This window comes from Rhizobium sp. BK196 (genome assembly GCF_014193255.1).
GTDB lineage: Bacteria > Pseudomonadota > Alphaproteobacteria > Rhizobiales > Rhizobiaceae > Rhizobium.
In genome coordinates this window covers 1221904-1234495 of the sequence record NZ_JACHZB010000001.1, presented here as the reverse complement: position 1 = coordinate 1234495, position 12592 = coordinate 1221904, and the positions used below count along the sequence as shown (strand labels likewise).

Annotated in this window: 11 protein-coding genes; 6 read left to right on the top strand and 5 right to left on the bottom strand. The window is 59.2% G+C overall.

Annotated elements, in window-relative coordinates:
• The first annotated feature begins 246 nt into the window (after positions 1-246).
• Positions 247-543 (top strand): hypothetical protein, encoded by a 297-nt coding sequence (locus FHT78_RS06365; RefSeq protein ID WP_183741677.1) that lies wholly within the window; start codon positions 247-249, stop codon positions 541-543.
• A 29-nt stretch (positions 544-572) separates the two neighbouring features.
• Here FHT78_RS06365 and FHT78_RS06360 read toward each other — a convergent pair whose 3' ends face one another.
• The 4 genes from FHT78_RS06360 to FHT78_RS06345 all read right to left on the bottom strand — a co-directional run bounded on the left by FHT78_RS06360 (position 573) and on the right by FHT78_RS06345 (position 6110).
• Positions 573-2024 (bottom strand): hypothetical protein, encoded by a 1452-nt coding sequence (locus FHT78_RS06360; RefSeq protein ID WP_183741676.1) that lies wholly within the window; start codon positions 2022-2024, stop codon positions 573-575.
• 131 nt (positions 2025-2155) lie between these two features.
• Positions 2156-3514, bottom strand: coding sequence for a polysaccharide biosynthesis/export family protein (locus FHT78_RS06355; RefSeq protein ID WP_246715163.1), 1359 nt, complete (start codon positions 3512-3514; stop codon positions 2156-2158).
• A 17-nt stretch (positions 3515-3531) separates the two neighbouring features.
• Positions 3532-4482 carry a glycosyltransferase gene (locus FHT78_RS06350; RefSeq protein WP_183741672.1) on the bottom strand — a complete coding sequence of 317 codons (951 nt, stop codon included), beginning with the start codon at positions 4480-4482 and terminating at the stop codon, positions 3532-3534.
• Positions 4479-6110 (bottom strand): Wzz/FepE/Etk N-terminal domain-containing protein, encoded by a 1632-nt coding sequence (locus tag FHT78_RS06345; RefSeq protein WP_348644713.1) that lies wholly within the window; start codon positions 6108-6110, stop codon positions 4479-4481. The genes FHT78_RS06350 and FHT78_RS06345 overlap by 4 nt, the downstream gene beginning before the upstream one ends.
• Between FHT78_RS06345 and FHT78_RS29755 the strand changes: the two genes are divergently transcribed.
• On the top strand, positions 6097-6219 hold the full coding sequence (locus FHT78_RS29755; RefSeq protein ID WP_348644712.1) for a hypothetical protein: 123 nt from the start codon (positions 6097-6099) through the stop codon (positions 6217-6219). The genes FHT78_RS06345 and FHT78_RS29755 overlap by 14 nt on opposite strands.
• Positions 6220-6317: 98 nt before the next feature.
• On the opposite strand, the gene FHT78_RS06340 is transcribed toward FHT78_RS29755, so the two are convergent.
• On the bottom strand, positions 6318-7031 hold the full coding sequence (locus FHT78_RS06340; RefSeq protein WP_281412831.1) for a sugar transferase: 714 nt from the start codon (positions 7029-7031) through the stop codon (positions 6318-6320).
• Between the two features lie 466 nt (positions 7032-7497).
• Between FHT78_RS06340 and FHT78_RS06335 the strand changes: the two genes are divergently transcribed.
• From FHT78_RS06335 to FHT78_RS06320, 4 genes are all read left to right on the top strand, one after another.
• A complete protein-coding gene (locus tag FHT78_RS06335; protein WP_183741669.1) occupies positions 7498-8241 on the top strand; it encodes a Crp/Fnr family transcriptional regulator in 744 nt (247 codons plus the stop codon).
• A 120-nt stretch (positions 8242-8361) separates the two neighbouring features.
• Positions 8362-9753 carry a glycosyltransferase gene (locus tag FHT78_RS06330; RefSeq protein WP_183741667.1) on the top strand — a complete coding sequence of 464 codons (1392 nt, stop codon included), beginning with the start codon at positions 8362-8364 and terminating at the stop codon, positions 9751-9753.
• The gene (locus FHT78_RS06325; protein ID WP_183741665.1) at positions 9750-10994 is read left to right on the top strand and encodes a glycosyltransferase; all 1245 of its coding nucleotides are present in this window, start codon (positions 9750-9752) and stop codon (positions 10992-10994) included. The genes FHT78_RS06330 and FHT78_RS06325 overlap by 4 nt, the downstream gene beginning before the upstream one ends.
• Before the next feature lie 77 nt (positions 10995-11071).
• Positions 11072-12553 carry a lipopolysaccharide biosynthesis protein gene (locus FHT78_RS06320; protein ID WP_183741663.1) on the top strand — a complete coding sequence of 494 codons (1482 nt, stop codon included), beginning with the start codon at positions 11072-11074 and terminating at the stop codon, positions 12551-12553.
• Positions 12554-12592: the final 39 nt, after the last annotated feature.

Genomic DNA, 12592 nt, shown 5'->3' with positions numbered 1-12592 from the left:
TTCTCGTAATTCTTCGTCGGCAAGTGTCTTTGTCGAGATGCTGTCCTGCACGTGTTGCAAGCGGGTATATCCCATTCGATCGGGAGCCAACCGTGCCGCGTCGGCATTTTGTTCGCGGCGGATTGTGAGAAAATTAGCTATTGCTATCGCTCCGCTACCGGAAGCTGGGTGTTGTGGATTTAGCCCTGTGATGTGAAGATCGGCATGGGGCGCATCTGGGACGATAGAAAGGAATAAGGCATCGCAATGCTGAACGGCACGATCATTGTGATACTGATTTCGCTCGCAGCCGGTGCGGTCATTCGCGCCTGGGCCTTCGCTATTTTCGCGATCGCCGTCGCCCTCGGTTTCGCAATCGTAGCTCATCAAAACACGTCGCTGCTTGAAGCCGCACTTTACGGTCTCGGTATCCTCGTGCTGATGCAGGTCTGCTATGTGACGGGTGTCTTCGTGGCCGGGCTTTGGCGCCGCAACCGCAAGCCATCCAGGGAGAGCGCAATGGTCGACCCAGCGCCCGTGCCGAGCAAGCAGCGGCAAAGCTGACATCGTCGACATTTTTTCCGCCCGGCACATCATCGCGACGAAAATACCGGCGTGCTCATCAGAGATGCCGGTGTCCTCTGCAGACGGGCCATACGGTTCGGCAGCGGGTAGGGCGCGGCCAGGCAACCGCTTGCAAGCCCCGCCGTGATGCTGAAAAGCAGGCCGAGGTCGGTGCTGCTTCCGGAAATCGTCGCCGAGGCGATCTGCGCAATGGAGGCGAAAACGGCGGCCATCCCAATTGCTCGATTTTCACGGTTCACTAGTTTGCTACGAGCCGCAGCCTTCACGAGGCTGCAGAGGAAGAGCACGAACAGAACCGTCCCGGTGAGGCCGACGTTCGACAGAAGTGCGGCGGCGAAACTCGATGCGCGCACGGTGCCGAGGCCTGCCCCGAAAGTGGCCGTCTCCACGAAAGAGACCAGTGCCAATGTGTTCCAAGCGGTGCGCTCCTCGCCGGATTGCGATTCGAGCTTGTTGGCCAGGGTGATGTTCGCCAAATCGCCGACGGCATTCCAGGCGCTCGGGATCAGGGCTACAGCCATGATCACACAGGGCACCATGAGTAGAGTGATCAGAAGGAAGGTCGCATAGGGACGTGTGGCCTGGCCGCTTAAGAGTCGCTTGAGGCTAAACAGGATCGCAACACCAATTATAAAGAGGCCGGCGACATAGGCAGTCGTCGAAGTGCAGAGGATTAGGGTCAGGCCGATCGATACCGTTGCAAAGCCGGTGAAGCGGCTCGGGAAGCGTTCAAGCCAGAGGATGAAGGTGAAGCTGAAAAACACCAGAGCCGCCGCACCATAAGCACTTGCCTCCGGGAAGGATCCGACGATGCGCTTGAAGCCACCGATGACCTCGGCTGTGTGCATTGTATAGTTGGCGTTGCGGATGAAATCGAGCAGGTTGGGCTGGCCTATCGTGAAGGTCGCAATATCGAGAAGGGCGAAACCCAGGCAGACGAGCGCCGTGACGATAAGCTGGCGGGCGATGAAGCGTCCCTGTCCAAGGCGGGCAAGACCGCAGACGACGGCGAAGCAGACGAGGTCGCCGAGCAGGTAGACGGATTGCGTGAGATTGGAGGAACCGGGCGCCAGTGGCGATGCCATAATCGACATCACGCCGGAACTGCTGCGTGCGGATGAATAAACCAGGGTCGCGCCGGCGAAAATGCGCGGTAGGAAGAAGGCCGATACCGCTGAGAACAGGACATAGGCAGCAAACCAGAATCCGGGACCGGGATAGGCTAAGCTTACCAACGCCGCCTGTTTCTGACGCGGACGCAGCAGCACACCGATCGTGACGAAGAGCAGCAGGAGGTGGCTCGGCTGGATGCTGCTGCCGCCGAGCGCAGGAAGCTGGAAGGCTGCGGCTGCACCGAGCAGTGTGGAGATGCAAAGCGCCGTGATCGCAAAGCGGGATCCATAGTAGACGAGGGCCAGGCCGAGCAGGAGGACGATGAAGCCAATCGGTTCAATTGTCATGCCGCAACCTCCGACCCGCATCGAAGATTTCTGTCATGACGCCAAGCAGACCAGCGCTGCGGCACGATGATACAGCGACTGCAGACATGAACTCAACCCCGACGCTAGCTGGCATATTCCTCCAGTGTCCCCTAGTTCGATCCCGTCTGCGATACCCAGTTCGGACCGGGCGCCTCGCTCCGGGCTACATTAGGAGCGAGGCTGGCCGGCTGCTGAGGCCGCTGGGCCTGAGACGCGGTCGATGAAGCAGCTGCCTCGACGCTGATTTCGATGATGTCGTGCGGCAACAGGGCCGTGTTCTCATCCGCTACGATATTGCTGTAACTACCGTCCTCGTTGCGGCGAACGATCTTGAAGTTCTTCTTCGTCGCGCCGAGCAGCGCCGACTCTGCACCCATGCGGGCGAGTTCGGCGCTGTAGCCGGCCTGATCGCCGAGAAGCTGCGCCACCTGCATATCGATCCCCGCCTTGTTGATGGCGAGGTTGATCGTGTTCAATTCCTGCTGGTTTTCAGCGTTGCGCTTGTTGATGATGGTTGCCTTTTCACGCTCGCTCTCGTTCAGCCCCTGACGCGACTTGGTCAGCGCGATCTCGAGGTCCAGCAGTTCGCTCTGGGCTTCGGCCAGGCCGCGGTCGACCGAATATTGGCGGGTGTTGCTGGTGAGGCCCTTGCTGACGAGGCTGTTGACGTTGTTCAGTTCCTGCTGGGCAAGATCGATCTGCCGCTTCTGTGAGATGATCTTGGCTTCGAGCGATTGGATTTCCTGCGTGTAGAGGCGGTTCAGATCGTCTGCAGCCTCAATCTGGCTGTTGGATTCGACAGCGCGCAGGCGCATCAGGTTCAGTTCCTCTGCCTTGAGCTTGTCGATATCGGGCGCGCCGGCGATCTCCGAGGGAATGTCGAAATCGGACTGGCCGGCGATCTCGGCGCGCAGGCGTGCTGCACGCATCAGGAGATCGCGGCGATTGAGGAGGGCTGTGCGGTAGTCACCGGCCGCCTGAACGCGGTTCCGCTCGTAGTAGCTGTTGTCGTCGCGCGCCCGCATATAGCCGCCTGCGATGCTGACGGCTTTGATGACGGTCATATTGGCCTCGAAGGGATAGCGTCCGGGCCGCTCGATGCTGCCGTTGATGAAGATCGGGGCGTGTTCGTCAATTTCGACGGCGATGAAGGGCCTTCCGGGAAGGTCGGCCTTTTCGGCCAGTGCGTCCGAAATGTCGTTCGACAACTGCTCGGTCGTCTGACCGGAGGCCTTGATCTGACCGGCGATCGGAATTGAGAGATTGCCTGCGTCATCGACGCTGTAGGTTCCGTCGAGAGCTTCCCAGCTGGCATATTTGGAATCAGTCGAACGCCATTCCACGATCCGCAGCTTTATCTTGTCCTCGGGAACGAGCGTGTAGCTGTCGGCACGAGCTGCGCTCCATCCCATTGCGCAGGTGAAGACGGCGGCAAGGCCAACGAGCGTAAGGCGATCAGGGAAAGACATGAGCCTCATGGCGTCTGTTACCTCCGTTTTGCCGCGATGGATGTGGAGGACATCTCGCGATTTGAGGACTGGCTGAGCTCGAGAATGCGCATGGGAGATGCACGTCCCACCAGAAGATCGGACAAAGCCAGGAAATTGCCGTTCAGCCGACCACGACGGTCGACCGCGGGATCATTCAGCAGGGTACCGCGGGCGTTCGCCAGAATATTGCGGCCGATCTGCGCCAGCGCACGGGTCAAGGACATGGTGCCCTTGCGCATCAGATGCACGGGATTTGCGACTTGCGAATAGCCCAGCCGCTTGCCGGGCTGGCGTCCGGTCTTGACGCCGAGATGGACGCCGCAGGCGCCCGAAATACGCACCGACCGTCCGTAACGAGCCATTGCCCGGCTGAAATCGACATCTTCGAGCCAGCCGTAGAGCGGCAGCTCCTCGTCGAAGGCGAGCCCGTGGCCGGCAATTGGCGCCAACCGAACCGCCATGTTACATCCATAGGCATTATAGACTTCGGTGACCTGTTCGCCTCTTTCGCCTGCGGTCTCGATGACGTGTATGGCTTCAGATTGGGTCATCCCCTTGCCGAGAATGCCGTCGGCGAGGACGTCGCCGGTCGCGATGACCACATCCGGATTGTCGGCAAAGACCGCTGCCATGCGCGGAATGAAGCCGGGCGCAGGAATGAAGTCGTCGTCGAGGAAGATCAGCACGTCCGCGTCCGCGCCTGCGGCTTCAATGATCCGGTTGCGCTGGCAGGTCAGCCCGCGGGGGCCGACCATCAATTCCACACCCTCTCGGTTGGAGAGCCCGGCAGCGTCATCCAAGTTGGGGACGCAGACGATGATGCGATCCGGATGAGGCTGAAGGCTATCGATATAAGTCACCGTCTCCAAAAGCGTCGCCGGCCGGCCCGCCGAGGCAATGCCGAGGGCGATCTTCAGCTTCGGTGCCTGGGGGGTCGGAGCGGTCATGTCCGAACACTCGATGGTGTGTTGTTGACGATCGCGCCAAGGATTTCGGCGCCGACATTGCGCATGCTGTCAATCACGCGAACGGTTTCGTCAATCGAAGTGCGGCCGTAGGAGGTTACGAGGAGAACGCCGTCCAGCTCCGGCGCGATCGCATTGGCGTCCGGCGACGAGGTGAAGGCGGAGATATCGACGAATATGGCGTCGAATTCCTTCTTCAGATCATTGAAGCTGAGTTGAGTGCGGCGTGAACTCAGGCGGATGGCGGGCGTCACAGCGCGGACCTTGCCCAGAGGCAGGAATTTCAGTGTCGGCGTCAGTGACAGGGTAGCGGTGCGCATCGCCTCGATATTGTCGAGCACGTCGATTAGGCCGGCCGAACTGTTCGGCGCGATGGATTTGCTCAAAGAAGGTTTGGTCGCTGCAGCGTCGATCAACAGGGTACGCGAGCCTGACATCGCCGAGAGCACGGCAAGCTCGCAAGCGATGGTGGATGCGCCGCCGCCCGGGTCGACGGCCACGAGGCCGATCACCACACGCCGTCTGCGGCGAAAGCCGGTGACAGTCGCACCTAGTTCGGCCATCCCGGGGATTATCGGGTAGGCAACGGTGCCGCTATCGTTGGCAGTAGACAGCGCCGCGGCGCGGCCAGCCCTCTTTGCGCGTCCGAGAGGTGTGACGAAAGACAGGCCAGCCGCCTGCGAGAGCTGCTGGGTGCGCATGATGCGCCGATCGCTGACATGGCGAATCATGGCGAGGCCGAGGCCGGAACCGGCGCCGACAACCAGCGCGAAGGCGAGGATCAGCGAATTGTTCGGCTGCGCCTTGGAGACCGGCGAAGTGGCCCGCGAGACGATAGTGGCGTCGGAGACGGGATAGGAAATGCGCTGCTTGGCCTCCGTGTATTGAGTCAGGGTATTTTCGAAGAGGGTGCGGCGGGCGTCAGTCGCGCTCTGCAATTCGGCAAGCTTGAACTGGTCGCGCGGATTTGCCTTGAAGGTGGCAAGCGCGTTTGCTGCGTCGGCAAGCCCGCGCTGCTGCTCATTGACGAACTGTTCCAGCCATTCACTATACTGCTGGGCCGCAACGGCCTTCATCTGGACATTCTTGTGGATGTATTGCTGGGCAACCGCGTCGGCGATCTCGACCGCGCGCTGCGGGTTGGATGCAGATGCGGATATTTCGAGGATCGTCGACTGGCCGATGCGGCGCATCGCCACAATATTGCGCAGCCGCGCGATGACCCGATCGGTCCGACGTACTTCCTGGCCCGCCGTTGCGGGCTGGGCGTTCCCTGAGATCGCGTCACCCTGTGCCGTCTCGGGCTGGGCGCTGCTGGCTGGGTTGCTGGTCAGCCAATCTTTCACCTTGTCCTGCAGGGAAAGGGTCTGATCGGAGAAGGCCGGATCGTTGGCGAGGTTCAGCGCGCTGGCCACGCCGCCGAGAACATCGCTAGACTTTGCTATTTCAAGCTGCGCATCGATGAAGGCGTCTTCGGCGAAGGCCCTTTGAGCCTCCGAGCCGTTCGCTTGCGGAAAAACCATAAGCTGGGTACTGGCCACATAAGTCGGCTTAGCAACGAAGAGATAGGCGGCGGCGAGTATCAGAAAGACTAAGGTGGTAAATACCATCCATGGCCAACGCATCCTGACGAAAAAGGACATATCCCGCAGCGTCAGCGACGAACTATCGCTGGCAGCGGCCGGCAAAGATATCGGGGTGACGCTGCTGAAGACGTGATTTGAGTTCATAGTGTCCTGATCCAAGGGGCGAGAGTGTCTCTTCGTTGATATCCTGCAGGTGCGTATGGCCCGCTCGGGTCATACGTCGTTTTGGGACTAGTAGCAGCCGCGCTGCGAGAACAGCGCTGGAACGGTCTTCGCGACGATGATGAAATCGCGCGTGAGCGACCAGTCGCGGACATATTGGACATCGAGCGCGACGCGATGCTCGTAGCTGACATCGTTGCGCCCGCTGATTTGCCACTGTCCAGTCAGACCCGGTCTGGCGGCCATGTAACTCGTGACATGCTCGCCGTAGCGAGCAAGCTCCTCAGCTGTCACCGGCCGCGGACCTACAACGCTCATTTCTCCCCGCAGGATATTGATGAGCTGCGGGAGCTCATCGATACTGGACCTCCTCAATATCTCGCCGACAGTGGTGATGCGCGGATCGTTCTTCAGCTTCCGCGTTGCTTCCCATTCGGCCCGCGCTGACGGATTGGTGCGCAGCAAGTCGGCAAGCTGGGCGGCTGCATCGGTCTTCATGGTGCGGAACTTGAGGCAGCCGAAGGCGACGCCCCCATATCCAATACGCGTATGTGAATAGAAGACCGGCCCTTGATCGCTCAACTTTACGATGAGTGCGGTGATCAGCATTAGAGGCGACAGCAGAATCAGAGCAGTCGTTGCAATCACAATATCGACCGCCCGCTTAGATGCCCTGCCGACTACGTGAGGGCGCAATACTGCGTGACGATCGTTGTTCATTCCGAACTGGTCAACCTTCGGCCAGGATTCACGAACTTTGATACTCTGTACTTCCCAAGTCATCGACCGACTCCAAAAGTTTTCGGTTAGAACCTTACGAAGTTTGGTGCAGCGCAATGTGCTTGTCTGTGACCGCGGTCATAATGATTAACAAATTCTTTATGCTAATACTGTGATGCTTCGAAATTCTGTCCGAATTTGGCGGCAGGGGATTTCTACATCCTAATTCTATTCGATAATTCAACTTACGCGGGGTCTGAGCGCAACGGCTTGCATAGATGAAGCCGGGCGTTGCAGCCATTTTTTGAACAATTCTGAATTTGATCGCCCCAAAAATAGGCACTTTGGCTTAATACCTCTCCTGAATTCGACGGATACTAGAAAAAATATAATCTATATAACTGGTGGTATTGTCACTATTATTTGAGATGCTCCTGTCATCTTCGATTGTTATTTGACTCTCAAGTTAGGACAATATAAATGATGCAGTGCAGCATCAGCTACGGCCAATTTGTTTTGTTGGGGAGTTATGCGCATGGACGGAGCTACACAAACGAGAGACTATAGGGTCGCTATGGGCAATGCGGCTATTAGCGTTGTTCCGGATACATCTTTGAACAACCGCATCTCAAGTGATGACGACTTCCCGTTCTGCCGCGCGACTATACGCAACTTCCGCCGCGGTGAACTTATTGCAGGCGCTGGAGTCTTCGTAGACATGTTCGCCCGGGTGCAGCGCGGGCTAGTCAGTGCCAGTACAATGCTGCCAGACGGCAGGGAGTTCATTGTCGAGATCATTCCGAGAGGAGGGTTGATCGGCGAACTCGAAGTATTGCGCAGGCAAATGCTGAACCTGGAGTATAGAGCCAGTTCTGATTGCGAGCTATACTTCTTCGAAGGCCGGCTGTTGCGGGAAAGGTACGCAACCGATCCGCAGTTTCAGGAAAAGGTCTTTTCGAGAACGCTTGCGCGCGTCTCCGAACTGGAGCGGCGCATCATTTCGAACGCCGGATCGAGCCTGCAGTCGCGGCTGGCGGCAATGCTTCTGCGACTCTCATCAGTCTACGGAAAGGACACGCCAGCCAACCGCGATGTGCTGGTCATTTCCCAAAACGATCTGGCAGCGACGCTTCCGGCTTCCCGTGAAAAAGTCAACCAGTGCTTGCGGCGACTGCGTGAATGCAAGGTGATCGACGGAGCCCAGGGCAGGATCCGTATTCTCAACCGTAAGGCGCTGGAAGCCTATGCCGACGGTGCAGCGTCGGCGAAATAATGCGCTTCGTCACGATCCGGCCGCCTTGGGCGGCCGGCCTGTGATCACTTCACCCCTTATGGGCGGCATAGGGTTCCAGCCGTCAAGAGCGTCCATTGTGTTTGTCGTTGGAGAGCTTCTATGAACGACACCGGCCAACTGCGTCCCGATGAAAATGGGTCCGCCGTTTCGACGTTGCGGTGGCCGGCTTCCGGACGCTACGCCAAAATTTGGAGGGACGGCATCGCTGCGCGACCGGTACTCGACCGTGTGGTCATAATCGATGACTATTCGACGGCGAGGGGCGGGGCGACCGCGCTTGCGGTACTGTCGGCGAAGCTCTTCCGCGGACTCGGCATTGCCGTCACTTACATCTGCGGAGACGATGGCGCCAGTGAAGAGCTTGTTTCTCTCGATGTCTCGATCGTTAAGCTCAATAGCCGCGACCTTTTGAGTTCCAACCGGGTGAAGGCCTTCGCGACCGGCATTCACAATCCTGCAGCCGCTAGCATGATTTCCGCCTGGTTGCGTGCCAACGATACGCCGAGGACCGCCTATCATGTCCACGGCTGGCATCAGATCCTGTCACCGGCCGTCTTTGATGCGCTTACACCTGTTGCCGATCGATGCGTCGTTCACGCCCACGACTTTTTCACCGGCTGTCCCAATGGGGCGTTTTTCGATTATCGAGCGCAAGATATCTGCCGGCGACGTCCGCTCGGGGCGAGCTGTGTTGCCACTTCCTGCGACAAGCGCAGCTACGCGCAGAAACTGTGGCGGACGGCCCGTGGCGCCAATCTCTTCCGCGCGCTCAGAAGCCGCCCCGCCTTCGGCAGGATCATCCTGCTCCATGAAAAGATGGCTGAGTTCCTTGTAAGCTCCGGCTATCGACCGGAACGGCTGATCACCATCCGCAACCCGATCGCGCCGCTGACGGCTGAGCGTGTCGCAGCCGAGGATAATGACGAGTTCGTCTTCATCGGGCGGCTGGATGAGGAAAAGGGTATCGAAGACGCGCTTGCCGCTGTGCGCAGAGCCGGAGCAAGGCTTTGCGTCATCGGCGATGGGCCGCTGATGCCGAAGGTCGTCGCGGCTGGCGATCATGTCCGAGCCATGGGTTGGCAGTCGCATGCCGAGATCGGCCGGATCCTCCGCACTGCAAGGGCTCTTGTCATGCCGTCCCGCTATCCAGAGCCGTTCGGCCTTGTGGCGATCGAGGCGGCGCGCAGCGGCCTTCCCGTCATCATGAGCAAGGGCGCCTTCCTTGCCGAGGAAATGGAGAGGGCCGGAATGGCGATCTCGTGCAACACGATGGACGAGGAAGTCTTTGCCGCAACGCTGACGGCCTTCCGCCAGATGCCTGACGAGGATGTCCGTTTGATGAGCGAACGTGCCTTCCAGCTGTCGCCCAATCTGGCAACGACACACGAAGAATGGCGTGATGCCCTTCTCGCACAATACCGCAGTCTGATTCCGACACATGTGGTGCCTGAGCCGAAGGGCGGGGCAATTGTACAAGGAGCGTTCAGATGACTGTTAAAGCAGCAAGCTCTCTCCCCGATGCAATGGCATTCCGAAGCGACGCGCCCGTCGTGGCAAGAAGCCGGGCCGTCGAAGCCGGCAATAGGGCCGATGCGAAGCCGCTTCGCGTCGCAATCGTCCACTACTGGCTGGTATCGATGCGCGGAGGCGAAAAGGTGGTGGAAGAACTCTGCCGTATGTTCCCGCAGGCAGATATCTTCACGCTGGTGCACAATCCCGATCGTACCAGCGATTTCCTGAACAGCCGCAAGATTCAAACGTCCTTTCTACAGAAGATCCCGCGTTCGACGCGTCACTATACGAAGATGCTGCCGCTCATGCCGTTTGCGCTCGAGCACTTCGACCTTCAGGACTATGATCTTGTCATTTCAAGCGAATCCGGACCTGCCAAGGGCATCATCACGCGGGCGGATGCCCTTCACATTTGCTACTGCCATTCGCCGATGCGCTACATCTGGGATCAGTTTCACGTCTATCGGCGCGGTGTTTCCTGGATCGGCAAGGCAATGATGTCGCTCACGGCTCCGATGCTGCGTGCCTGGGATGTAACGACCGCCTCGCGCGTCGATATGTTCGTAGCGAATTCCAGCTATGTGGCGGGCCGTATCCGCCGCTTCTATGACCGCGATGCCATCGTCATCTATCCCCCGGTCGCGACCGACGATTTCGCCATCGGGCAAGGTAAGGGCGAATTCTATCTCTATGCAGGCCAACTCACCGCTTATAAGCGGCCGGATATTGCCGTGAAGGCCTGCACGGAAATGGGCCGCAATCTGGTCGTGATCGGCGAGGGCGAGCAGGAGGACTATCTCAGGTCCATCGCCGGACCGACGGTGGAGTTCCTCGGCCATCAGCCGTTCCCAGCTCTGCGTGATCATCTGTCGCGCTGCCGCGCTCTGCTGTTTCCCGGCATTGAAGACTTCGGAATTCTGCCGGTGGAAGCAATGGCAGCCGGCCGGCCAGTTCTGGCTTTCGATGCGGGCGGTGCACGCGAGACTGTCTGCGCACCCCATGTCGGTTTCCGCTTTGCCGAGCAGAGTGCGGAAGCTCTGATGGAAACGATGGCAGCCTTCGAAGCGGTCGAGGAAACGCTCGATCCGGTGTCGATTCATAACCACGCTCTGAAATTCTCCGCAGCAGTGTTCCGCGACCGCCTCGGCTCGCTCATCGATGAGCAACTCGCCAAGCACGGCCTTCAGGGCGCAAGCCCTATCAGGAGGAAAGTAAGCTGACGCGCACAAAAACCCCGGAGCGGCAGCACCCGGCGCTTCCCAGAAGAGGTTCGTTGCTCATGGCCAAGGAATAGATCGTGTCAAGCGTATCGCATAGAACGGCGACAGCAAGCATCTGGACAATCGGCGGAAAATTCCTGGCGCGGCTGCTCGATTTCGTGAGCCTGCTCATTCTTGCAAGACTTTTGAGCCCGGCCGATTTCGGGATCGTCGCCATTGCCACGTCCGTCCTCGTCATCGTCGAGGCGATCCTCGATCTGCCGCTCACCCAGGCGTTGGTGCGTATTCCTTCGCCATCCGAGCGGATGTTTGCTACGGCCTTTACATTGAGCCTCATTAGAGGAACGGCGATCAGCCTGATGATGATCGTCGTCGCCTGGCCGATGGCTCTCATCTACAATGATCCGCGGCTCTTTTCGCTGATTGCCGTGATTTCGATCGCGCCTGCGATGCGCAGCGTGATTAGCCCGCGCTTGGTGCTTTTCATGCAGCGCTTCGACTTCCGGCGCGAATTTGCCCTCGACATCATCGCCAAGGGATCGACCCTGATCTTCGGCGTCGGTATCGCGCTTGCGACCGACAGCTACTGGGGGCTGGCGATTGGCGCCGTTGCCGGGCCGACGACGGCGACCATAGTTTCCTATATCTTCGCGCCGATGCGGCCAAGGCTCAGCCTTTCTGAATGGAAGCATTTCCAGGACATGATCGGCTGGAACACGGTTTCGCAGGTTCTCAACTCGCTCAACTGGCAGATGGATCGGCTGCTGCTGCCGCGCTTTACGAGCCTTTCCACTTATGGTGCCTTCAGCGTCGCGGACAATCTTGCTGGCATTCCCTATCAGACGTTCGTCGGCCCACTCATGCGTCCGCTGATGGCGGCCTTTTCCAATGTCAGTGACCGGGGCAAGCAGATTACTGCTTATCTGAAGGCCACAAATGCGATCATGGTCGTGGCGGCGCCCGTCCTGCTCGTGATCATTCTCCTGGCCGATCCGATCCTGCGAATCGTCGTCGGCGAGAAGTGGGCATTTGCGGCGCCGATCCTGCAGTGGCTCTGCACCGTCAGTCTGATCGGGCTGCCGACGACCATCATGCCGCCGCTTGTCATGGTTCTCGACAAGACCCGATATGTAGCGCTCAGAATGTCTGCTGAATTCGCAGTGAGGGCGCCGGTTACGGTGCTAGGCGTGGTGATGTTCGGGCTTGACGGTGCGCTGGCAGCGCGCGTTATCTCCGCAGTCGTTGCCTATGTCGTCTGCCTCGTCATCACGCAGCGGCTGATCGGTGCCTCAATCGGGGCGCAGCTTTACGCGTTCGTCCGGCCGCTTGCGGCCTGCCTGCCGATGATCGGTTTCCTGCTCTGGGTGCAGCCCGTTCTCATTGCCACGCCGCTCGGCATCGAGCTCGTCGCTGGCGTGGGTTTCTGCAGCGGTGCCGCGCTTGCGATCTTCTGGGCTTTCTCGCTGCTCTTGTGGCAGGCCGTAGGACGGCCCGACGGAGTGGAAGCCATCGTCATGAGGAAGATCACGCCCTGGCGAAACGGAGCCGTCGTTTCATGATCGGCTCGCAAACCCCGCAACGGGTTCGAAAAATCTCCT

Bases quoted from the DNA above. Each gene is read 5' to 3' on its own strand.
- FHT78_RS06365 (WP_183741677.1), top strand. From the start codon at position 247: ATGCTGAACGGCACGATCATTGTGATACTGATTTCGCTCGCAGCCGGT.
- FHT78_RS06360 (WP_183741676.1), bottom strand. From the start codon at position 2,024: ATGACAATTGAACCGATTGGCTTCATCGTCCTCCTGCTCGGCCTGGCC.
- FHT78_RS06355 (WP_246715163.1), bottom strand. From the start codon at position 3,514: ATGTCTTTCCCTGATCGCCTTACGCTCGTTGGCCTTGCCGCCGTCTTC.
- FHT78_RS06350 (WP_183741672.1), bottom strand. From the start codon at position 4,482: ATGACCGCTCCGACCCCCCAGGCACCGAAGCTGAAGATCGCCCTCGGC.
- FHT78_RS06345 (WP_348644713.1), bottom strand. From the start codon at position 6,110: ATGGTATTTACCACCTTAGTCTTTCTGATACTCGCCGCCGCCTATCTC.
- FHT78_RS06340 (WP_281412831.1), bottom strand. From the start codon at position 7,031: ATGACTTGGGAAGTACAGAGTATCAAAGTTCGTGAATCCTGGCCGAAG.
- FHT78_RS06335 (WP_183741669.1), top strand. From the start codon at position 7,498: ATGCGCATGGACGGAGCTACACAAACGAGAGACTATAGGGTCGCTATG.
- FHT78_RS06330 (WP_183741667.1), top strand. From the start codon at position 8,362: ATGAACGACACCGGCCAACTGCGTCCCGATGAAAATGGGTCCGCCGTT.
- FHT78_RS06325 (WP_183741665.1), top strand. From the start codon at position 9,750: ATGACTGTTAAAGCAGCAAGCTCTCTCCCCGATGCAATGGCATTCCGA.